We start from the raw sequence: 25,010 nt of genomic DNA, 5'->3' as shown, positions 1-25,010 counted from the left end.
TGGGTTTAGTTTAGCACTGGTTCAATGATATAGCTGTAGGCATAATCCTTATACAACACGCGGTATTCTTCCAAGGCGATAGAGCCCCAGCTATTGATACCGGCCACGCCCATCTGGGTATGGTCCACATGCAGATAAGTAAACCCATTGGACTCAAGCTCACCGGAGTGAAGGTTTTTCTTTTCCTTCCCTGGGTAAAGCTGATCAATACTGTAAGGCAAAGCACTGACATTCAATAAGTCCCCAACAGCGGAAACCTTAACACCTTGCTTCCCTTGCTTGCTCACTTGTGCCCATCTTACGTCTGTTTTGTTGCCGGACTCCTGAGGACGCACATAGGGATGGTATTGTTCCATTACACTCCCCTTATACAAACCTACCTGGGCACTGTACTTTCTGTCCTCATAGCTTTCCCAAGGCCCTCTTCCATACCAAGAAAAAGCATCTAATTCTCCGGGAAGCTTAAGGTCGGTCCCCAACTTCAGCAACAGCTCATGGTCTCCTTTTGTGGCTTTGAAGTCATTGTCTACCTTGATTTTCCCTTCATTGCCAAAGCTGTAGACTTGCGTAAAAGAGGCATCTCCGTTTAACACGTCGTAGACCGCTGTCACTTGATAAGTTCCGTCTGCTGCCTCGGCATGCTCAAGGCTTTTCAACTGGGCAATATCTCCATTGAGGTAATCGTAGTTTTTACTTCTTCCACCTCCAAAATCATTGTCCACCAAGGGGCGGAAAAGAGAAAGGCTGGGCCCGTCCAGGATAAGCGTTTTCTTTTTGTAGACATAATCATGGAACTGACCAGTGGTTTTATCAAAGGCTACCGAGAAGTTCTTGTTTTTAATGAAAAGCTTTCCGTCCTCTTCGCTGACCTCTACTTCGGCTGCTACCGGATCGAAAGTAGCCAAAACAGGTGCAGTCAATGCGAATTCCTCTTCTGCCAATAAAGTACCTGGAGCCATTCTTCCTTCTTCCTCGATGATCTTGCCCTCAATCTGTAGGCGGTATTCGGCCCCTTCTTCTCTTACCAGTTCAAAGGGCAAAGCAACGGTCGTTTTCTGGCGCGGCGCCAAAGCAAACGAACCTACCTCTGCTCTTTTGATCTCTTCTCCGTCTTTCAAGAGGATCGCTTCAAAGGTATAATTAGAGAGATCTCGGAAGAAGTATTCGTTGAAAATCTCCAACTTATCGCCTTCTGCCAGCTTGAAAGAAACTTCTTGGTGCACCCTTCTTACTTCATAGGCATGCGGATTCCATCTCCTGTCAGGCATGATCACTCCATTGATCAGGAAGTTATCATCGCTTGGGGTTCCTTCAGGGCCCCAATCACCTCCATAGCCAAATACTTTCTTGCCGTTTTTCTCCAGATAAACCCCTTGGTCCACCCAGTCCCAGATATAACCGCCCTGAAGCATGGGATACTTTTTGATCACCTCCCAGTACTCTTTGAAGTTCCCCAAGCTGTTACCCATCGCATGGGCATATTCACTCATGATATAGGGTCTAGGAGGATTGCTTTCTGCATATCTCTCCATGGACTTGGGATGCGGGTACTGAGGAACGATGATATCGGTATTCCACTCATAGGTGGACCTTTCGTACTGTACAGGCCTTGAGGGGTCATAAGCCTTGATCCAGTCGTAAGCTTTGTAGAAATTGTAGCCATTTCCTGCTTCATTCCCCATACTCCAAGCAACCACAGAAGGGTGGTTTTTATCCCTGAAGACCATCCTTTGGATCCTAAGCATATGGGCATGCTCCCACTCCGGTGCATTTCCTAACGAACGCTCCGGGCTATAGTACATACCATGAGATTCTATATTAGCCTCATCGATGACGTAAAAACCATATTTGTCACACAGTTCATACCAGTAAGGATCATTTGGATAGTGGGAAAGCCTTACCGCATTCATATTCAGTTCCTTCATGATGCGCACATCTGTTTCCATTTGTTCCCGGGTGGTCACGTGATGGGTTTCAGGATGCGACTCGTGCCTGTTTACACCTTTAAATAGCACAGGCTGCCCATTTACCAAGAATTGGTTGCCCACAATCTCATAAGTTCTGAAGCCTACATTTTGGCGGATGGCCTCCAAAGTATTTCCGGATTCATCCGCTAAAACCAGCTCCAACTGATACAATGTCGGAATTTCGGCCGACCAAGCGGATACATTAGGGATTTCCGTTGCAAAGTTCAATACGGTTTTTCCGAGCTTTCTTTTAAGCCCTATGGTTTTTTGGCTTTTCTCATAAATAAGGTTGCCTTTGGGATCAAACAGTTTTGCAGTCACGGTATTCTCACCCTGTTCCGCATCCATCCTGTTCCAAAGGTCAACGGTCACATTCAGCTTGCCGTCTCTATAGCTATTGGCAAGAGAGCTCTTAACAAAAAGGTCGTAGAAATGAACTTTTGGTCTTGCATACAGATAAACATCTCTTTCGATACCTGATATTCTCCAAAAGTCCTGCGCCTCCAGGTATGACCCATCACTCCATCTTCTTACTTCAACAACAATCAGGTTTTCCCCTGTTTGCACATAATCGGTCAGTTCAAACTCGGATTCCAGCTTACTGTCTTCACCCAGCCCCACATATTTTCCGTTCACATACAGCCTGAAAGCCGACTTCACAGCACCTAGGTGGATGAAGACCTGCTCCTCCTCCCAGCCGTCCGGCAAAGTGATGGTTCTTCTGTAAACCCCTGCTGGCTGATCCTCATTGGGAATATAAGGAGGGTTTGGATTTTTTACAGCAAACTCGAATGGATGGTTTACATAAATAGGGGTTCCGTAACCATTGAACTCCCAGTTGGCCGGCACCTGGAAATCATCCCAGGACTGATCATTGAAACCTGTCTTTTCAAAACCTGCGGGCAGCTTGTCATAATGATTGGTCCAAAAGAACTTCCATGTTCCGTTCAGGTCAAAAAACCTTTCGGAGGCACTTTTATCGTTCTTCTCAGCAAGTGCTGCATTTTCGAATGCAAAATAGGAAGACCGCATGGGCAGCCTGTTTTCCTCTTGGACATTGGGATTTTCAAATATAGGATCGGCTTCCCTTTCCTGTGCCACTGCATACCCGATGCATGCCCATGCACATAAAGCCGTCAATAGAAGGGATCTCATGTAGTTAACTTTTATATGGTTTAATTGATTCGATAGCTAAAACAAATAAAGTGACACCATTACATTTACTTTTGCAAAGGCATCCAAATACAAAAAAAAGAAATAAAACGAATTTTTTATACCACAATATGAAATAAATTGAAAACAATCCCTATTCAGTCTTTACGCTACCGATCATAACTTTATGTCTCCATTCAACACACCATTACTTCAAGGGATGAATCCCTGTAATGTATCTGTACCCTTCTTTTGTCCGACCATCAATTTCCCCCAACGCAATGACTTTTTTGTCGTCCCAGCAGCTGGGCTGCTGGACAATGAAAATTCGAAACAAAAAAACACCCTTGGTATCCTAAAAAAAACAGAGGACACCAAGGGCAAAATGAATTAGATTAAAGACGATGTATTATTCCCAGCCTGGATTTTGTTCCAAATTAGGATTCAATGCAATCTCCTCAGAGGGTACCGGATAAAGGTACTGATAGTCTTCCCAAGCCGGTGGCGTACCCGGGAAAAACTGGATATAACCTTCAGCAGCCCCACCTTGGATTGGGATACGATTATTCACATCTGCTGCCTTTATCCATCTACCCAACTTAGGGTCATTGGTGTAATCCATTTTCTTCCATCTTCTCAGGTCATTGAAACGAAAACCTTCTGCCATCAACTCAATTCCTCGTTCTCTTCTGATTTCCCAAAGTACAGGATCAATTTCCGCATCTCTGGTAGGGTCAAAATCAGGCCCAATCGCTGAAACAGTCATCGGTGATACTTCCCCTCTTTCTCTAAGTTTGTTGATAGTCATATCTGCTACAGACTGATCAAACTCTCCCAATTCCCATTTAGCCTCCGCATAATTGACCAAGACTTCTCCCATTCTGAAGACCGGAGCATCATTGAAGTCATTGTTCTGGATATCATGAAGACGGTTATAGTATTTGAACAGTTTATAACCAGTCCTGGAAACATTATAAGGATCTCCTTCATTAAAATCCCTAAAGTGAGGGGAAACCCTCAAAATATATCCCGCATGATTCCTACTTGGCAGCACCTTTTGAGCCTCATCGGATATAGTCTCCATGAAATCTATGTATTCTCTGTCTTTAGCATCATCCGAATACTCCCATGCCAGTCGGTTACCTGGAACTGGCTTAACCCTAAAAGGAGGAGTAATAGTATATAACATTCTCAAATCCCTATTTCTAAACTCTGCATACGGATCTCGATCGGTCTCAAACAATGGGCTGTTCCATCGGGTCTGTCCATCCTTCATCAAATAAGAATCTGCTCCCCTCTTAGTGATATCCCAGTTGCCGGCAGAGTTTTTGTGCCTTGAGGTAAGTACATGCGTCAGCACCCCCACCTCATAACTTTTGTGCAAGAGAATACCCGGCACCCCCGCCAAAGAAGCACTGTTAAACAGTTCATTATAGTTGGGATGCAAAGAGGGATTATTGGCAATCAATTCAGCTCCCGCATCGGCACTTGCTCTCAAGAAAGTGTCCGAACCTGAAAGTCCATGGTATTTTCTCCAAGTACCTTCAAACAAACCAAAACGAGAAATCAACGCCCTAACCACATCACTGCTGATGCTATTGCTGGGAATACCATTTGTCCCCGGCTCCATAATATTATCTCTTGCAAAAAGCAGGTCGTCCAAAATATGCTGAGCCACCTCTGCTCTAGGTGTCCTAGGAGCATACAGCAACTCATCATCATCGGTCAACACCCTATCAATCCAAGGCACATCCCCATAGGCTGCTATTTTATCGTAATAGTCGTAAGCCCTAAAGAAGTACCCTATTGCTCGCCAGTGGTTTTTCTCTGCTTCTGTCATATTGGAAGCTTCCAGGTTCTTCAGCATGATATTTACCCTTCTCACAAAAGAGAAGTTCCAAATACCTGATGTAGTGGGTATGGTTTCCCTTCCCCATATCCAAGAAGCTCCTTGATTGGAATTATTGTTCATCATCAAGTCTGCATTCCAATCACTATTAATCACGCCTAAATCATTATAACCGGAGAATGCGGTATAAAAACCAAAGGCATAGGTCTGGGTTACCTGAAAGTTTTCAAAAGCATTGTCTTCAGAGAATACCAATTCAGGTGTTTTGTCCAATGTACTTTCTACACAGCTAAGTGTTAAACCTGCCATTGAAAAACAAATGGCTATATTTTTTAACAATTTCATCTTCATCGAATTTTAAAGTGTCACATTAAGTCCTAGAGAAACCTTTTTGATAAAGGGATAATTACCTCCTTGACTGATGTTGCTCAAATCTGCATTCAAGCCATCAGGTAGGTGATCGAAATTGAATAGGTTTTCGCCAGACGTATACACTCTCAAACGACTGATATGCAACTTCTCCAATAAGGCTTTAGGGAAGGTATACCCCAATGTGATATTCTGAACCCTTAGATAGGCACCATTGGACAAGTACTTGGTTTGAGTCCTTAAATTACCACCATAGTTTCCTCCCCCATTGGGATAGTTTCTTGGATAATAAGCATCCGTATTCTCAGGAGTCCAGTAATCCAATTGGTGTTTGTAGATCGTGGTAAACTCAAAAGTATAAGGAAATACGACTGGATTGCTTATCCATAAATCCCGCTTACCTATACCCCGCAAAAACAATGAAAGGTCGAATCCTTTGTAAGAGGCTGAACCATTTAGGCCAAACTCAAACCTCCGGGTAGAATTACCAATAACGGATCGGTCCCCTGGATCAGACAATGTGCTATTGCCGGTGAAGATTTCCCCATCACCATTCAAATCAGCGTACTTTACGTCTCCGGGATTTTGATTTACTCCTTTATAACCTGGCACTCCCTCTTTAAGCTGACCATTTAGTAAATTGGCATCAAGGCTTCCCTCTACGAAATCAGCCTCCGTGTAATACCCGGCGGTTGTAAATCCCCAGATGTCATTCATTTTCTGACCAACATAGAACTGATTGATTAATCCTGCTTCGTTTTGATACTTAATAATCTCTGTGGAGTTGTCAAATAAATTGAACCCCAAGCTATAATCGAAGTCTCCTTTGGTTTCTCTCCATTTGATATCCAATTCCCAACCCAAAGTTTTCAAATCAGCCACATTTTGAAGTGGAGCTTCTGCACCGATTACTGCTGGAAGTTGTGCCCCGGGAGCAAGCATATCCAGGGTCTGTCTGTTATACCAATCAAAAGCTGTATACAACTTATTATCAAATAAGCCAAAATCAACACCTAAGTTCAAGGTACGAACGCGTTCCCATGTATAACTGGCACTCACCAAGGAAGGGGTCCCCAAGCTAACAGCCCTCAGCCCGGCATCTACATCGATCCATGCAGCCTCATAAGGGCTCATGCTTGGAAGGTAAGGATAGTTACCGAATTGCTGTTCAATAGCCTGGTTGCCTATTTCACCCCAGGATGCTCTTAATTTCAAATTGGTAATAGTCTGGGCAATGCCATCCATAAAAGGCTCCCTACTTACTTTCCACGCCCCGGCAATTGAAGGAAAGAAACCAAAACGGTCTCCTTTAGGGAACCGGGATGACCCATCATAGCGACCATTTATTTCCAACAGATACTTTTCCTTATAATCGTAGTTTGCTCTACCGAAGAAGCCAATAATTCCGTAATCTGTATAACCATCATCCACACTCATTACACCTGTGGCAGTGGACAAGCCTGGATTGCTGGGGGAAATCAACATCCTTCTGCTCGCATAGAAACTTTCAGCAACAGAAGTTTGCTGGTTCATACCCAACATGAAATGTAGCTTATGGCTTCCAAGCGTCTTATCGTATTTACCATATGCATTAAGTGCATGATAGTTTCTTCTGGATGTACTGGTAGAGTAAGAAGATTGACTAGCTTGATAGGGTGTTATGGCCATTGTGGCCGGATTGATCATCGTAGGAGTGTAGGACGGATCCTGCACTTCCGTTCTTTTCTTCTCAAAAGTATACTCTGCATTTAGCTCCATACCTTCAATCGGCTTCAACGTAGCCTTCCCGAAAAACCTGATCATTTCATCAAAATTCTCTCGCATAGGGGAATACCTGATTAAATTGGCGGGGGTAGCATAGGGCAATCTTTGTCCATCAATCTCACCTTCTCCTATCGGGGTAGCTGAATGATAATTGATGGCACTATAATACATACCGCTCCAATCTCCACTTACCGGCCCAGTGCGCAGACCATTCTTATATAGTGTACTAAAAGTAGTGGTTAGTTTCGGTGTGATTTCAGTAATCAAGTTAATGCTTGCATTGTAGCGTCGATAACTGTCATTATCGGTCACCATGATACCGTCTTCGTCATTATAACCTAAAGAAACCCTATAGGATGTTTTTTCCGTTCCTCCCGTTACAGAAAGATTATGGATCTGCTCAAATCCACTGGCCCCTAAAAACTCTCCATAAAGGTCATTTTCACGAACATAATACCTCAGTCCATTATCTTCGATATAACCATCCGGATATGCACTTGGATTGGCATTGTACTGATTGATGTAATCGATCCAAGTATCCACATTTTGCCCTGTCCAGTAGTTTTGCTGCCCCCAGGATTGAAGAGCTGTGACAAATTCCAACGGAGAAGCCTTCTCTGGCAGAGTACTTGGCTTGGTAAAACCAAAATTGTTAGAATATTCCAACTTCATTGGTTGATTTTTTGTACCCGATTTGGTCGTAATTAACACCACACCAAAAGCCGCTTCTGCACCATATATGGAAGCTGCTGATGCATCTTTCAAAACGGTGATATTTTCAATATCCCTTGGATTGACATCATCTAAACTCATAGGAATATTATCAACCAATATCAGCGGGCTTCCTCCGTTAATAGATTCAAATCCCCTGATATTTATGTTTGTTCCTGAACCTGGCTGCCCACTTCCGTAAGTAATTTGAAGGCCTGGAATGGACCCCTGAAGTGCTTTGGCCGCATCGGTAACAGGTCGGTCTCCCAAAACTTTATCCATTTTTACCGAGCTCACTGCCCCAGTAATATCCTCTCTTTCTTTGGAGCCAAACCCTACTACCACCACTTCATTCAAGGCGGACACCTCTTCATCCATTTCCAAATTAATTGTAGTCCGGCCGTTTACCTGCTGCTCTGTTGTGGTATAACCAATGGCGCTAAACACCAATACCGCCCCCTGCTCAGGAACCGCAAGTGAATAATTACCGTCAATATCGGTTACCGTTCCTCTAGTCGTTCCTTTTAAAAGCACATTGACTCCAGGAATTCCTTGGGGCTCTATTTCAGAAGTCACTTTTCCGGAAACTGTAATTTCAGCAATTGATTGCTGAAGATTTTCCACGGGCTTTTCACCAGCCGTGTTCACACTGATTGTTTCGTTTACTTGCCTGAACCTTAAATTTGACTGCTTTGCTATCTCCACCAAATAATCCGCAACCGTGGCCTTCTCTTGTGACAAGACCACAGATTGTTTCATATCCACACTTTTATCGGTAAAGAAGAAATTAAAGGGTGTTTTCCTTTCTATCTCACCAAAAACACGCTTAAGTGTTGTTTCAGAGGTTTCTAACTCTATTACCACTTCCTCAATATTCTTTGCCTGGGCATTGGCCGAGAGGGCAGCAACAGAGGTCATAGCAAGAATCATGATCAAACAGCCATATATAGCATACTTGGTGTACATGATTATTTTTCGTAAGTAATTATTCATATTTTAGTAGTTGATTAAAACATAGGATTATTGCGGCCATGATCAGCTTTGTCGTTGCATACTGAAAGCTAATTATGGCAATTCGATGTTTCCGGGAGGTATTGGCGTACTTCCCGTTTTTTCTTTTTGATAGTTGTTTTATTTCATAGGCACAGGGGTATGATGGTTATTTAAAGGTTATTTCAACAAGATTTTTCTTGATTTCATAATCAAAATCCACGGAGTAACTCAACACATCAAGGACATTCACCAGCGATTCACCATCTCTAAACTTACCCGACCCCTTCTCTGCCGGCAATTCTCCATTGACCTTTATTTGCACTCCGTACCATCGCTCTAATTCTTCTATTATCTGTATGAATGGCGTTTTTCTAAATTCCAAAACCCCAAATCTCCATTGGGTGATGAATGAGACATCGGCTTTGTATTTATCAAAAGACTCGGAATTGTCTTCAACTTTGGTGGCCTCTCCGGGATCCAAAAGAAGAGCCTTAGAAGTCAACTCATCTTCTACCCTTACCTTGCCAGTAGCCAAAGTCACTTCTACTTTTTCATCTCCCTTGAACGCCTTAATATTAAATGAAGTACCCAATGCCACGGTAGTAAGTCTTTTGCTTTTCACAGAGAATGGGTGTAAACTATCTTTATTCACCATAAAAAATGCCTCCCCCTCCAACTCCACATTCCTATTGTTCACAAAGTCCTTGGCGTAAGTCAGGGAGCTTTCAGAGTTGAGCAACACCACTGAGCCATCAGGCAGTTGAACTTTGGTCTTGACACCTGAAGGATTGGACCTGGTGATGAATTCCGGAGCGGGGATTTCTTTTACTTCAACTGGTTTTTCGTTCCATTTTAACAGGACATAGGAAAATGAAAAAAGGAATACCAGAACCGCTGCAACTCTCAACCAAGGAGCATTCCAGCTTCTATTTTTAGAAGGCCCGTTGTTTACTTTGCCACTCTTTAATAACGCCAGTTTTTTCCCTTCTCCCCTCAACCTTTGGGTTTCTGACAACAGTTTTTCCATATCCCATTCAGGATACTCTTCCTCTTTATTTTTGTTAAACCATACTTCATCAATGGAAGCCGCCAATTCCTCTTCTCCTTCTTGGGACATGATCCATTCCAAAAAAGCTTGCGCCTCCCGATCGGAAAGCCTCCCCTCAATAAAGTCGTCCAGTTGTTTTTTCTTATCCATCAATCTTGTGTTACTACTTTTATATAGACACAAGCATCCCTTACGACCCACTCAGGGACTCACTTTTTTTTTATTTTTTTTCAGAATTTGGAATTAAGCACCTAAAAAAAGAAAAAGCAGCACGACAACAGAGATAATCTTAGAATCTGCCAGTTTCTCTTTAAGTGATTTACTGGCTCTAAAAATTTGATTTTTAACAGTTTTACGGGAAACCTGAAGCTTTTCAGCAATCTCATCAATGCTCAAATGCTCCATGTTTTTTATCATAAAAACCTGTTTTTGCTTAGGAGGCAGACTTTCCATGACCTTTGATGATAAATCCATCATATCTGAAAAAATGATGTAATCCTCTGTTTGGTTATCACTTTTATCTAAAAATGGAGAAAGGTTTTCTTTATAAGAAATCAGCTTGGCCTTCCTCTGAACCTGACGGATCACTATGGATCGAACGATAGCAATTAAATAAGCATTAAATGAGAGCTCGGGGTCTAAACGTTCCTTGTTTTTCCATACTTTGATAAACACCTCTTGCACTACGCCCTCTGCATCTTCATGACCCAGTCTCATTTTACGGGCTACATGATATATCTTTTTAGAATATTTTCTAAACAGTTGATCAAAGGCATCCTGAGAGCCTTCTGCAAGCGCTTTTACAGAATCCTTATCAATATTTTTTTCTCCTTTGAACATTCAAAAGCTAAAAGAGCTAGGTTATTAATTGGGCATCAAAAGATTGGAAAGCAGTGTTTGAGGATAAATGTAATGAAATCGAAACAAAACAAAAAATTAATTATTTCACAATATTACAACTAACGATAGTACCTCTGTAGTTATTCTTAAAAAGTTTTGTTCCTTATGGGGCATGAAATCGAAATTAACAGAGGACCTCCTCTCTTGAAAGGATACGTACAAGTTTTTGGATATTGTCATCATGAAATAACCTAATGCCCATCATCAAGCAATTTTACTCCTCCCCTATACAGATCAGGTTTTTCAAGGTCCTGTGATATAGCCGGCCATTGGCAAATGAAGGCGTATTGACAGACCAGGTCTCTCCTTTGGGGCCGAGATCATTCACACTGACCAAGGCGTTTTCATCAAATTTTTCCGTACGAGCATCCACACAGTAGGTCACCCCAAGCATGGTGGTAAAGTAGATCTTATGGTTCACGCTGATGGGATTGCCATTGAAATTCCAATGCCAACCATCCCGGCGGGACCTTTTGTCGTGGGAGACATCCAAGCCCCGGGTATTGATGGTTTCCGTACTAAGCTCCTGGTTCCATATATACTCCTTCTTCCCATCCTTTACTTCAACCTGCACGGGCACCTGTAGGTATGCTGCTTTACCGGTATTCAGATCTATCCTTCCCAGCGTATACTCAGGCCCGATATTATCCCTGTACCTTCCCTTTTTGAAACACATAAAAAAGAGCTTGTCATCCACTACGATATTGGTAAACCATGCAGGAAACACCACAGGGGCTATTTCTTCTTCCATATTGATATTGGACAACAGCTTATAGCCTCCTTGCCCCTCATCCCAAAGCCTTACATCCGCATTCTCGGTCAAAGAGATTTTCTTCATCAGTTTACCAGTTTTGGAATCCAACAGGTGCACTTCATTTTCTTTTTCCGTATACCAGACCGCATAGTCTTTGTTCCATGTAGCATGATAAAGAGACAAACCTTTATCTGCATCATATTTCCAAACCCTCTTCCCGTTTGATAAGTCTATCAGTGAATAGCCTCTTGGGGATTCCGGTACCCCGTGATGCCCTCCTCTACCGATAAGCAAAGCGGGGACACCTTCTGAAGTCTTGCCATAAAAAGGCGTATTATAATGTGTCAGCCCATCTTCTGAGATCCACCGCACTTCTCCGGTCTTCTTATCAAGACCAAACAGGTAATTCCAGCCATATTCACGGATACCATCCTTTTCCCAATAGGGTTCTTCATTGACGATAATGTCTCCCTCTATTACCGGCTCGAACTGCTTGTTGAAGGGAAAATGGACACCGTCCAGTTCTTCGACGGGTTTCCAGGTTCTTTCCCAGATTAAATTCCCCTCATAGTCAAAACAGGAAAGATTGCCACTGGCATTATAAAACCAGACGTATTCACCGTCCGTCACCGGTCCTGGCGTGGAGCTGTCACTGAAACCATACATGTACTCCGACTTACTGCTTCCTGCCAAGGGCCTTTGCCACAATATCTCACCATCTGCTGCATTTACACACAGGGCCAAAATATCCGATCCCATCAAATCACTCTTTTCCTTTATCTCCATGACGGGTTTCATGACGGTCAAAAAAATCCTGTCCCCCCATACTGCAATCCCACTTTGTCCTCCTTCAGGTAAAGGGGAGGTCCAAAGGATATTTTCTCCCGTAGTGACACTAAAAGCGGTGGGTACATGGTCCTCTGTCTCTAGCTGCCAGTTACCGTTAGGTCCGGAAGGCTGAGGCCATTGCTGATGGGCCTGTTGGGAGTTTCTACAGGCACAAACAGAAAAAATTAGGGCAAAAAAAACGAGGAGGATTTTATTCGTATTCATTAGGTCAAGGGCTCTATTCGTTGACAAACATAGTCTATCAAAACAACAAAATTTTCTCACTAAACACCTGACAGATTTTAACCTATCCTTGTCATTTTTTAACCATAATCCTTGAAAGCTTCCACCATTGATATAATACCCATACGTTTATTCCCTCTATTTCTATATATTTGAATGAAAGTTGAGTAAAAAAATAACCAAACTAATCGAAGTTATAATAAATAAAACAGAAACAATTCACCCCTTTTATGCATATCAATCAAAGAATAAAACCTTTCGTTAACAAGACATTGTTGATAGGCGGCTGTATACTTGGCCTTTTCTCTTCCTGTAAGCAAACTGCTCCCCAAAAGGAAGCTGAAGCAAAAGAAAACGGCAAGCCAAACATTCTGGTCATCTTTACAGACGATCAAGGAACCATGGATATCAATGCCTATGGTGCAAAGGATCTTGAAACGCCCAGTCTGGACAGGATCGCCAAAGAAGGGGTAAGGTTCACCCAGTTCTATGCAGCCGCGCCTGTATGTTCTCCATCAAGGGCCAGCTTGTTGACCGGAAAATTCAATTTCCACGCCGGGCTTTTTGGGAATGTCGCTCCTCCTCATGCGGATCCGGAATTCAAATCGGGGCTCCCTACAGAGGAAATCACCATGGCCGAAATTTTCAAAGCCGGAGGATACGGAACAGCACTGGTTGGAAAATGGCACCTTGGACATAGCCCCGAAAAACTCCCTAACGGGCAGGGCTTTGACTACTTCTTTGGCCACCAGCGAGGCTGCATCGACAATTTCAGCCATTTTTTCTATTGGCACGGTCCCAACATGCATGACCTTTATCGAAATGAAAAAGAAGTTTACCATCAGGGAGAATTCTTTGGAGACCTGATGGTGGATGAGGTAAAAAAGTTCACCGACCCCGCAAAAGAAGAGCCCTTCTTTATTTACTGGGCCATCAACATGCCCCATTACCCTTATCAGGGAAGAGCCAAATGGCTGGAGCACTACAAGGACACCCCTAGCCCGAGAAAAGAATATGCCGCATTTGTAAGCACCTACGACGAGATGATCGGAGAGGTCCTTGACCACTTGGAAGCTACCGGACAGCTGGACAACACCATCATTGTCTATCAGTCCGACCACGGGCATAGCACAGAGGAAAGGGCCTTCTTCGGAGGCGGAAACAACGGACCTTTCCACGGCGCCAAATTCAGCATGCTGGAAGGCGGCATCCGGGTACCGGCCATGATCCGCTACCCTAAAGCCGTACCTGCCAACGAAGTCAGAAACCAAATGGCCAACAGCATCGACTGGTTGCCTACTTTGGCAGAGCTGACCAATACCGAGGTTCCCAACCGGGATGAAATTGACGGCAAGAGCCTGCTGCCCCTCATCAAGGACAAAAATGCCCCCTCCCAGCATGACATCCTGCACTGGGCCACAGGCGACCCTGAAAGCAGCACCAACTCCTGGGTAGTAAGACAGGGAGACTGGAAACTCCATGCCAATCCTTGGGATCCGGAAAAGGAGCTTGAATTTGGCGAGGACGACAAACTGTACCTGGTGAATATGGCCACCGACTCTACGGAAACAACCAACCTTGCGGCAGAGCATCCCGAAAAGGTTCAGGAGCTGCTAAAAATCCATAATGATTGGAACCAAGAAATGATCAGACTTAAAAACAAATAGACAACGCATAAAGGCTTTCTCTAAATTATTCCGTCACGACGACCGAAGGCCCTGAGCTTGTCGAAGAGCCGTAGAGAAGCCCTGCTGCCTTGCCGGTAAACAGGGAGGTTTACGAGGAATTAACGGCACTCCTGCTTTGGTCCTTCCGTCTTCCACATCGGGTCGGCACAATCAAAACTATCCATCAAAAAAACAAATTATTCAACCCCATATTCACTTAGAATGAAACCTTTTCAACTTTTATGGCTCCTGCTCTTACTAATCGTCGGGAAGACTTGGGCCAGTCCCGGAGACACACTGCGGGTGACCAGCCATGATGCCATCACTGTCGTTACGGACCCTTCCAAGGGCGAAAACACCTATACCGAATGGGCTACCTTTCCCGACAAGGAGGAAGACATCAGAAAGATCATCATGAAAATCAAGTTTGCCTGCCCGGATAATATGCGCTGTGCGGACTGGGATTACCTGGACCATATCACCTTAAAGAGAACCGGCGGGGTACACGGAGAAGTACAGGACTTCGAGATCGGCAGAATGCTCACCCCTTATGGCGGGGCTTTTGGCAAGGACTGGGAATTTGACTGGCAGGTGGATGTGACGGATTTTTCCCTGCTTTTGAGGGACAGCGTGGAAATAGAGTACAAACACACCGGTTATGAGCCCAACAATGACCGTGGCTGGAAAGTAACCGTGGCCTTCGATATAATTAAAGGAAAACCGATCATGGAGCCTGTTTCCATTACAAAAGTATATCATGGCTCTTACGCTTATGGTGACAAGGAAAACCCTATTGAAAAGGCATTGAAGCCTGTGGGTTTTGCCCCAGAAAATGGTGCGACCTTAGGAAGGTTGAGAATTATCCAAACAGGTCATGGCATGGACCGGCCGGATGGATGTGGTGAGTTTTGCAACAAATTCCGGGATTTTCTACTGGACGGCAAACTGGTAGCCAGTCGCCAGATCTGGAAACAGTGTGGAGAAAACCCGCTCTATCCTCAGGCAGGCACCTGGATATTTGACCGGGCAAACTGGTGTCCGGGAGACCTGATCCAACCTGACCTTTATGATTTCTCCCTAAATAAGCCCGAACACACCGTTCAGCTTCAGATGGAGGACTATACCTCACCTAAACCAAGCGCCAATGAACTGATTGCCGCTTACCTTATCCAATACAAGCCCTACCAGGAGAAAAATGACGTGAGCATTGAGGACATCATTATCCCTTCTGACAAGGCTGTACACAGCAGATTAAACCCTGCGGCTTTTGGCCCCACCATTGTCATCAAAAACAACGGTAGCAGCCCATTGACATCTGTTGAGATCAGCCATGGAGCCGAGGGAGAAAAAGACAGCAAATTTAACTGGAAAGGTTCTCTACAACCAGGGGAGATGGATACCGTCAGCATGCAGGGACTGATTCCCCAGCATGGTGACCTTACTTACCGTTTTGAATTGGACAAGCCCAACAGGAAAAAGGACGGCTACAAAGCGGACAACCAAATGAGCTCGGCCTATTCCCGCACCCCTATCCATGAACCTAAATTGGTTTTCCATTTGGAAACCAATAAGGCTGCGGAAGACAATGCCTTCAAAGTCATTGATGCCAAGGGCAATACCCTGTTTGAAAGGTCCCAGGGCAGTTTAATTGCAGACACCACTTACAAGGACACGCTTGACCTTCCCGCTGGGGCATACCAGTTGTTGCTTACCGACAAGGGCGGTGACGGCTTGGAGTTTTGGTATAAAACCAAGGCAGGGAGAGGAAAGGCGATCTTGCTGAACCAAGGAGATAAAATAGTTAAAAGCTTTGATTCCGATTTTGGAAGCAGCATTACCTATAACTTTACCGTTGGGGAGCATGCGGACCCTATCGAGGAGGACGAAATCTCCCTGGGTGTTTTCCCTACCAGGACCAATGACTTCACCTATTTTGACTACCTGGCCAACAGTCCGGAAGACGTGGTCATCAAGCTCGTGAAAGATCCCGGAGGAGAAATCGTGGAAGAGCACACTTATAAGGACTTCAAAGAAGGTAAGCTGACCTTTGACCTGAGCAGGTACCCCAAGAGCAGGTATTTCTTCCGGGTATTTGTAAACGACAAGGTCGTTTACAACAAGCGGGTAAGGGTGAAAGAGTAGCAGGAAGGTTGAAAAGTTTAAAGGTTAATTGTTTAATCGAAGGATTTCCTTGAAACAGCTTCTGGTTTTTAAGACGAAACCCGAGTATTTTCTTCCTATAAGCACTGTATGATGGATTCTCCCGGGCTGGCCTAAAAGGTGGGGCAGTCCGGGAGATATTCAGATTTAAATTCCATTCTGTAAGAATGCTTCCCTGTAGCAAAAATATTTGGAAGCTCTTCGATAAACATGGCCTTTATCGCTTGACACCAAAATTGAACTAGGGAAAGACGAATGGATTTTACCACACCGCTATCAAATCTTGTAGATGTTTTTTTTGAAGGGGTTTATGAATGTATGCACTTACCTGCTCGTACATTTTGGCCCGTTTGATTTCTGTTCTGTCAATGGAGGAAGTCAAAATAATCACCTCCACCGATGAGGTCAACGTTCTGGCATTGGACTGCAAGGTATCCAAAAATCCCCAGCCATCCATTACGGGCATATTGAGGTCCAGAAAAACGGTAAACTTTCTAAACTGACTCTGGTATATATAGTCCCAACCCTTTTTCCCGTTTTCGGCTATTGTTATGGTAGCCAGAGGGGATTCCTTTAATATTAATCTTCGATGAACAAAATTGGTCACCTCATCGTCATCGATTAAGAGAATTTCGTTTTCCATACCCAAAAAATTGATTCTATAAAATCTGTTAATGTGTTGATAATTTAAAGCCGGCTTCTTTCACAAACTCTAATGGAATAGGTTTTCCACCTGATTTTATCCTTCGAATACTGCTCTTTATTTGTCCCCTTCGTTTTCCTCATCCAGAGCATACGTTTTTTCGGTGATGGCCTGAATGACCTCATCCAACTTTTCACATGCTTTCCGGATCAATTCCATGATGTTGTCAATATCCTCCGTATCACGAAACTCATCGTAATAACTGATCAGGCTCATGATTTGTGCCAAGGGGCCACGAACCTCGTGGGATTGCTGCCAAGCTATTTCCCTCAGTTTGATGTTTTGGTCGTGGATGGTTTTCATTTGGGTTTTGCTTGCCGTCACGTCCTGAATGGCCCCTACCATACGGTAAGGCTGTCCTTTTTCATCACGGAGAATAAAGCACCTGTCAATGACGTGCAGGTACTTGCCTTGCTTATTCTTTATCCGGTATTCCTCTCTCCAGTAATTTTTGTGGCGTTTTGAACAAGTCAACACAAATGATTTCCATATCCTCTCTTTATCCTGAGGGTCCACAATACTTTGCCAAGAATTTTGGTATTGAAACTTTTCGTGATGCTTATAATCCAGTTTGCCCTCAAAAGCTTTACTTCGGAAGACTTCTCCTTTATCCAAGTCGATATCCCAAATCAGTTCATTGGCCGCTTTCAAAGCCAATTCAAACCTTTCGTTGCTGGCCCTTAGCTTTTCACTGGCTTTTTTTAGCTCGGTAATGTCTTGGACAACACCTTCTATCCGATACGGCACTCCTTCCTCGTCTTTGACCAAATTAATGTGCTGCGCCACCCACCTTACCTCCTTTGAAGCGGTGATGATCCGGTGGGTTACTGTGAGCACTTCACCTGAAGGAAGCTGGCTCAGGTCCGCGTCCCTCATCATGTGACAATCTTCCGGATGAAAGGTACTCAATACATTCTTATAGGTGGGGATAAAATCAGCAGGGGAATAGCCATAAATCTTGTAGGTTTCTTCCGTCCACTCCGAAACATCGTCCTCCAATTTTCGGGACCAATACCCCAGTTTGGCTATGCGTTGGGCCTTATCCAACTTGTCAAAGGCCCCTTGAAGATCTTGGTCTCGCTGTCGCTTTTCCGTAATATCCCTTCCCGTGAGGTATATAAGGTTATTTTGTTCATCGTAATTCCGGTTCCATTCTATCCATTGGCTTTCACCACCCTTGGCGGAGAGGGGACAGACAACACTGTTTACTGGTTTTGTAGGCTCAGTGAGGGTTCTTAAATCTTTATCCTCAGGATCTGTAAATAAACTTCTAAAGTTGCGCTTTAATAAGTCTTTGGTATCATATCCCGTAAGTTGTAAAAAAGCCTTATTGCTCTTCAAAACCTGACCTTCGGACGATAAGACGACCAATAAGTCCGTGGAAACCTTTAAAAAAAAACCGAGCTCTTCCTGTGTCAATCTGTTTTTTAAAACCGGGCCAATCCATTCCACCAAGTCCCAAAGAAAATCCACCAACTCCGTAAGCAGCCCTTTATCCCCATCGGTAAAACACAATACCACCCCCAAAACTTCTTGGTTATAAATGATAGGCATGCCCAACCCATGCTTAATAATCGCGCTTTTCACCAGGGCATTTCCTTGGTAATCCGGATAAGCCGTGAGGTTTTCCCAAACCATGTGTTTGAGCGCCTCCCAAACGGCACCGGCAAAGCCTTCCCCTCTTTTAAGCTCCTTAATCGGTTGATCAAAGGACTTCACTGTTTTATTGGGAGGACACTTGCTTAAAGAAGCTGTTAAATCAAGCCTTTTTCCATCGACAGATTTGACCCAAACTTCCATGTGTGTCAGGCCCAATTCACCCTGCAAAATCCTCTCCACCCCTCTTTTAAAGGCCGCTTTTAAGGTAGAAGCCTGAGCGATATCATTGGCTACCTGATATTTGAGCTGATCGATCAGGCTTTGCTGCTTGACCTTGGTGATATCCCGGATGGATCCCACCAACCTGATGGCCTTTCCTGAAGCATCCCGGATAGCACTGCTTGAATCGATTACATGGGCAAATTGACCGTTGCCTTTCTTAAGCCGGTAATTCAGTACCAAATTTTTTTCTGAAGCATTTTCCAAGTACTGACTTCTCCTCCATAATACCCCTTTTATGTCCTCAGGATGTATTTTAAGCTCCCAAAAAGACTGCGTAAACGGGGATGTTTCCTCTTGGGTATACCCAAATACGGTTTCTAGGCCCTTTCCCAATACCGTGGCACGGCCCGTTTGTACATCTATATCGAAGATGAGGTCTTTGGATGCCGAGGCGGCCAAGCGGTAGCGTTCATTAACCATCTCGATTTCCTCCTGCTGGGCCTTTAGCAAATTGATCTCAAAGGAATTGGCTATTACTCCCTGAATTAATGGATCTTCCAATTTATTGGTCAGGATGGTCCGAATCCAGGAATAATTACCCGCTTTATCCCTAAATCGAAAAGGAGATAGCTTGAGTGAATCTAAAGTAACAATAAGCTCAAACTCTTTCAGTACCATTTCCCTATCTGATGGATGGATAAAATCCAAAACACTTTTCTCTAAAAGCTCTCCAAAACCATATCCTAAAATGGCCTGTATATTAGGAGAAAGGTAAGTAAACTTGGCTTCGGGAGTCAATATGGCTATAATGTCTGCAGACTCATGGATCAACTTTCTAAATTTGTTCTTTTGAGAATAAACCGTATCCAAGAGTTTCCATTTTTCAGCAAATACCGACAGTTTTTTTCCAATGGTATCAAAAAAATCCTCTAGCGTTTTGATCCCCTCTTCCTTCAAGCGAATATTATACAGGATAATAAAACCCAATAACTCATTTCCAATGATGACCGGAATCAGTACTGAATTGGCTACCTCACTTTCCTTAATTTTATGATGGGAAAACAAAGGTTGAAGAAAATCTTTTTTTTCAACTATAAAGGTTCTCAATGGGTTTTCCAAAACGATTTCCTGCACCAATACAGATTCGTCTTCTTTGCCACCCACCACTTCCTTTTTAAAAAACACCGTCCTGTTGCCCTCTTCTCCTGATTTTTCGTAGTAGGCCACAAAAGAAGGAGAAAAGAAGCGCCTTATTTCCTCCATTACCTTTATTAAAATATCCTGGTAACTGGAGGAAGATAAATAAAGCGCATTTAATTGCCCCATAAGATCCAATAAGGAATTTTTGATGGTCAAATCCCTTATCAACTGGTACCTTTCCGTCTGGTCAATTCCTGTAATAACCCCACATTTCCGCCCCTCATAGAGGATTGTACTCCCCTTGATCAGTACATCCATCAACTCACCGTTTTTTTTCCGGTGCTTAAATACCCCATGCTCCTGTGGCAACCTGCCTTCTTTTAACTCCTTTAGGGCTTTCTTTAATTTGGGGACCTCCGAACTTGGCCTTATATCCAAAATCGTCATAGCTAAAAATTCCTCTTCCGAATAACCGTATATCTTGATGGCTTCTTGGTTCACTTTCAGGTATCGGAGGGTTTCCATATCATAAATCCACATCGGAAACGGACTCAAGGAAAAAATTTCCTGAGTGAGATTTGTATGATATTTCGGAACAGCATCCATAAATTTTAAAAATTTTAAGCTTTTACAGATTCTTCACTAACAGGCCTTGATAAAAAAGAAAAATGATACATTTTCTTTACCTACACGATCAACTTCCTCCCGACAACTCCAAAAGGTGGCATCCTTTCACCCTTTTCAGCGCTTCAAAACCCCAACGCCACAACTTCGGTTCTTTGTAGAAAATAATCCTTACCGCCTTAACATTTTGCTAATAATTCAAATCACTAAGGTACAAAATTAACAACACATGCACTCTTTCTTTTTTTGTGTTAAACCAATATAAATTATACTTTTTTATTCACCAAACACATAAAAGTATATTATTAGTATTTTTTCAGCATTAATTAACCTGTATAAATCACACTTTTTTATACTCAAAAAAAGTATTTTCTCCTTAACTCCCTCCAAAAAAACTCGCATCATTTTAACGAGTTTCCTTTTATTATGCTTCCCTCTTAAAATAGGAAAGAGGCCAACAAATTCAATGAAACCATTTTTACCCAAAATCATTCAAATCCGTAAACTTCACCTTTAAAACGAAAGATAATTATTTGAAAACCAATCAAAAAGAAGTAATTTCGGGTTTAAAAACTCCAAATTACTATGATTAAAAGACTACCCTATATTTTCCTCTTTTTCACCTTGCTTTCCTGTGGTAAAGAGGCTGATTACCATAACACCCTCCAAGATTCCCAAGCCCTGATAGATGCCAACCTCAACATCACCGAGGTAATGGTCCACGACATTTTTTCCCCGCCGGTAGCCAGCAGGATATATGCCTATTCTTCCATTGCGGCTTATGAGGTGATGGCATTATCGGATCCTTCCTACACCAGCTTAACCACCCAGCTCAACGGGTTTAAGGAAAAATCCTATGACATTCCCAATCAATGTCATTTCCCCTTGGCCTCACTGCAGGCTTACTATGAGGTCGCCAAAGCCTTGGTTTTCTCCGAAGAGGATATTGTCGAAGACCAAAAGGCGCTAATGAACCGAATGATGGAAGAAGGTCTCCCAGAGGATGTACTGCAAAGCTCCGTCAAATTAGGCAATGAAGTGGCCAAACACGTACTCTCTTACGCCGCTACTGACAACTATAGCCAGACACGCTCCTACCCAAAGTACACGGTCCCCTCAAGCAAATATTCCTGGAAGCCTACTCCTCCGGCCTATATTGAAGGTATTGAGCCACATTGGAGTAAAATCCGTCCATTTACCCTAGATTCAGCCAGTCAATTTAAACCGGCTCCGCCCACTGACTTTGACACCAAAGAAGGCAGTGGATTTTACCATGACGCAAAAGTTGTCATGGACACGGGCCTTGAACTTACCGATGAACAAAAGGACATTGCCATGTTCTGGGACTGTAACCCTTACAAGATGAATATCAAAGGGCACGTGATGTTTGCCGAAAAGAAAATCACCCCTGGTGGCCATTGGATGGGCATTGCAGGCATTGCCGCCAAAGCCCAAAAGCTGGACTGGAAAGCAACAACGGAGGCCATGGCCCTGACTTCCATCTCTCTTTTTGATGCTTTTATCTCCTGTTGGGACGAAAAATACCGCAGCATCCTGATCAGGCCTGAAACCTATATCAACCAATACATCAATGAAGACTGGTTCCCTTTGCTTCAGACCCCTCCTTTTCCGGAATATACCAGTGGCCATAGCGTGGCCTCCACCTCGGCTTCTGTGGCCTTGACCCATTTATTGGGGGAAACGGTACACATAGTCGACTCTACTGAGGTAACCTATGGATTGCCTATCAGGGAATTCAACTCTTTTGCGGAAGCCGCCTCAGAAGCAGCCATTAGCAGACTTTACGGGGGCATCCACTATAGGCCGGCCATTGACAATGGAGTGGAGCAAGGGAAAAACGTTGGCTATCATGTTATTTCAAGGGTAAAGACCAAAAAGGAATCTTAAACAGCAATTATATATTTTCAGGATGTAATCCCTGTCCGCCTGGTGTAGATTTTCTATTGTGAATTTCGGATTTAATCCCATTTAGCTAAGGTGAATTAAGCATGTAAACATAAAGAAATGAAGGCATTAAGGACTACTCCCCTCCTTTTCCACGAATTGCACTAATTTTCACGAAGTCTGTTGTTGTCACGTTCGCTGTGCCACGGGACTTAATAAAACTGAGCTTTCAGCTCTGTTAATTTGAGCTACAGGCTCAAATTACGCCGTCCCTCATCCAATGGCCACGCCAGATGAAGGGACAACAAATTCACTGATTATCAGGATTTATTTTCTATAATTTATTTGCAACAGCTAAAGTTTGCCCACCAAATTTTCTTTGTGGCAAGAAAGCGTAGAATCAGAAAAAATAAAAAGGGAAGGCATTTCAAACGCCTTCCCTTTTACTTTAACCAGTTAATCAGGATCACTCTGTAAAACGGTGGAAGAAGTGGCTCAATATCATTAGCTTTATCTGATTAACCACAAAGACCACCTGGGGAGCACAGAGAGCCCTAAGTAGCTATCTGTTTTTAAAAACAGTCCACAATCCATCCTTTTACCAATGGTAGCCCTCCCACATATCCTTGTCTAAACCCATCATTGACAGGTATCCCTACAACAGAAAAACCGTGCAATTCGTGGACACCTATAGTCATTTGTAGAATGCTGATAGAATGGCTGATTTATCCTTTACACTATGAACAATTTCATCAATACAGTCCAAACTCTCCCAAATGGGTAAAGAAAACATTCTCTCCACTGCCATTATCATGTCCTTCCGTTACGGTTACTTTGATGTACCTAAATGTTTGACTTGAGGCAAAATCCACCAACTCCCTGGTACTGTCCCCAACTTCAATTTCTCCTATATCCGTCCAACTTTCGCCGTCCTCACTGATCTCCACAGTAGCTTTTTTTACCCTTCCGTTGTATTTGTCCAAACGCTGGCCAAAGACCATTCCGGTAACGGTTTCTGAGCGGCCCAAGTCAATGGTAAAATGGTGCGGGTAAGGCGGGTTTGCCTGGTACCACTGCGAATGCCAGAAGGTAGCATCATCGCCATCCTTCAGATTATTTACCGCCCCTTTATTGGTACCTCCACCGACCAGCTCTTCTGAAGAAACGTCAATGACATTCCAATCTTCCTTGGAAAGTTCATTTACCTCTTTTAGATGAAAGTCGATATTGGGCTTGCCCTCCTCAAATTCATAGGCATACTTCAGCACGGTAAAATTGCCATTTGCATGGCAAAACCTTACGCGAAATTCAAAAGGATACTGTCTAAATTCTGCATCTATCCCCGAAAGCGGCATGGTCACGGAGATACTGTCCCCATCGATAATCTCCTTGGTTCCCCAGGTCACCGCATTGTAGTCGGCATCTCCCTCACTGGTCTTGGGATCGTTATAGGCGATCACCCCGTTGACAGCGATATCGGCTTCAAACCTCCCTCTCAGGTACAAGTTCTCCGAATCAGCGAAAATTTTCATCGACTTAAGGCCAAACCCTGCATCTCCCTGATAGTGATCGCTGCCGGTATCTTTGCCCATCACCTGGTTATTGTTAAGTATGAGCGCATCGGCCAAGGTTAGCTTTACCTTGTCTGGGGTTTTGGTGAACTCATGGTTTCCCCATGCCATCATCGAAGTCCAGTCATCACTGGCTTTGTGCTTATTGTGCGGTAGGTTCAGTGCATGCCCGAGCTCATGAATGGTACCGCCTATCCAATTGGACTCTCCCTGTCGGGATCCGTCCTGCCAATACTTCATATCGAAGTTTTTATAGTCAAGCGCATAGCACCATTTTCCTATCCCATAAAAGGGTACCCCACCGGCATCCCATCCGTTTTCACCTGTTCGGCTGGGCATAAACACAATGCTGTGGGCACTGGCCTCTTCCGAGGGATTGGCCTGGAAGTACTCCCTGATTTCTTGCCCAGCTTTACCGCCTCCACCTTCATAGGGATAATCGTCCTGGCCTCCCTTGCCCCTGATCACAATTACTTTTACGTATTCAGGATCCACTTCACTTTTCAACAGGCCAAATGTCTTCCCTGAAAAACCATAAGAAGTCATTTGCTCCTCATACCAGTCCTGCATAAACAACATGATTCCAGATAGGCGTTGATGGTAATTTTCCAGCGGCTCTATGTCTGATGGGACAAAGTAAACCACGTTTAAATTATAATTGTAGTCAGAAACATAATTGCCCAGATCCACTTCCCCCTCATTTTCTTCATTTTCATCCGGTTCAGGAGATGGCTCAGGATCTTCCACGGAACAGGCATACACCATCATACTGATGATCAACATAAAAAACAACCTTAACTTTTTCATAATAGGGTCTTTGAGTGTATAAAATTGGATTAGT

12 protein-coding genes are annotated in these 25,010 nt (G+C 43.6%); 3 read left to right on the top strand and 9 right to left on the bottom strand.

Annotated features, from left to right (window positions below; all coding sequences use genetic code 11):
• Positions 1-5: 5 nt before the first annotated feature.
• The 6 genes from ACYVAA_RS10580 to ACYVAA_RS10555 form a co-directional block, all read right to left on the bottom strand.
• A complete protein-coding gene (locus tag ACYVAA_RS10580) occupies positions 6-3,122 on the bottom strand; it encodes a glycoside hydrolase family 2 TIM barrel-domain containing protein (protein WP_460541350.1) in 3,117 nt (1,038 codons plus the stop codon).
• Between the two features lie 406 nt (positions 3,123-3,528).
• Positions 3,529-5,313 (bottom strand): RagB/SusD family nutrient uptake outer membrane protein, encoded by a 1,785-nt coding sequence (locus tag ACYVAA_RS10575; RefSeq protein WP_460541348.1) that lies wholly within the window; start codon positions 5,311-5,313, stop codon positions 3,529-3,531.
• 12 nt (positions 5,314-5,325) lie between these two features.
• Positions 5,326-8,805, bottom strand: a complete 3,480-nt coding sequence (locus tag ACYVAA_RS10570; RefSeq protein ID WP_460541346.1) for a TonB-dependent receptor — start codon at positions 8,803-8,805, stop codon at positions 5,326-5,328.
• Positions 8,806-8,971: 166 nt separating this feature from the next.
• Positions 8,972-10,003, bottom strand: coding sequence for a FecR family protein (locus ACYVAA_RS10565; RefSeq protein WP_460541343.1), 1,032 nt, complete (start codon positions 10,001-10,003; stop codon positions 8,972-8,974).
• 93 nt (positions 10,004-10,096) lie between these two features.
• The gene (locus tag ACYVAA_RS10560; RefSeq protein ID WP_460541341.1) at positions 10,097-10,693 is read right to left on the bottom strand and encodes an RNA polymerase sigma factor; all 597 of its coding nucleotides are present in this window, start codon (positions 10,691-10,693) and stop codon (positions 10,097-10,099) included.
• Between the two features lie 274 nt (positions 10,694-10,967).
• Positions 10,968-12,560 (bottom strand): PQQ-binding-like beta-propeller repeat protein, encoded by a 1,593-nt coding sequence (locus ACYVAA_RS10555; protein WP_460541339.1) that lies wholly within the window; start codon positions 12,558-12,560, stop codon positions 10,968-10,970.
• 248 nt (positions 12,561-12,808) lie between these two features.
• Between ACYVAA_RS10555 and ACYVAA_RS10550 the strand changes: the two genes are divergently transcribed.
• Both ACYVAA_RS10550 and ACYVAA_RS10545 read left to right on the top strand, forming a co-directional pair.
• On the top strand, positions 12,809-14,245 hold the full coding sequence (locus ACYVAA_RS10550) for an alkaline phosphatase family protein (RefSeq protein WP_460541337.1): 1,437 nt from the start codon (positions 12,809-12,811) through the stop codon (positions 14,243-14,245).
• Between the two features lie 222 nt (positions 14,246-14,467).
• A complete protein-coding gene (locus tag ACYVAA_RS10545; protein ID WP_460541335.1) occupies positions 14,468-16,387 on the top strand; it encodes a peptide-N-glycosidase F-related protein in 1,920 nt (639 codons plus the stop codon).
• Between the two features lie 280 nt (positions 16,388-16,667).
• Here the strand turns inward: ACYVAA_RS10545 and ACYVAA_RS10540 are convergent, their stop codons facing one another.
• Positions 16,668-17,048 carry a response regulator gene (locus ACYVAA_RS10540; RefSeq protein WP_460541333.1) on the bottom strand — a complete coding sequence of 127 codons (381 nt, stop codon included), beginning with the start codon at positions 17,046-17,048 and terminating at the stop codon, positions 16,668-16,670.
• Positions 17,049-17,165: 117 nt separating this feature from the next.
• A complete protein-coding gene (locus ACYVAA_RS10535) occupies positions 17,166-20,675 on the bottom strand; it encodes a PAS domain-containing protein (protein WP_460541331.1) in 3,510 nt (1,169 codons plus the stop codon).
• A 603-nt stretch (positions 20,676-21,278) separates the two neighbouring features.
• Here ACYVAA_RS10535 and ACYVAA_RS10530 point away from each other — a divergent pair.
• On the top strand, positions 21,279-22,601 hold the full coding sequence (locus tag ACYVAA_RS10530; RefSeq protein WP_460541329.1) for a vanadium-dependent haloperoxidase: 1,323 nt from the start codon (positions 21,279-21,281) through the stop codon (positions 22,599-22,601).
• A gap of 749 nt (positions 22,602-23,350) precedes the next feature.
• Here ACYVAA_RS10530 and ACYVAA_RS10525 read toward each other — a convergent pair.
• On the bottom strand, positions 23,351-24,976 hold the full coding sequence (locus tag ACYVAA_RS10525; protein WP_460541327.1) for a discoidin domain-containing protein: 1,626 nt from the start codon (positions 24,974-24,976) through the stop codon (positions 23,351-23,353).
• Positions 24,977-25,010 lie beyond the last annotated feature (34 nt).

It is taken from the genome of Echinicola sediminis (genome assembly GCF_054777495.1).
Note: the sequence above shows the minus strand (reverse complement) of the source record. Positions and strands in the feature narration are given on the sequence as shown.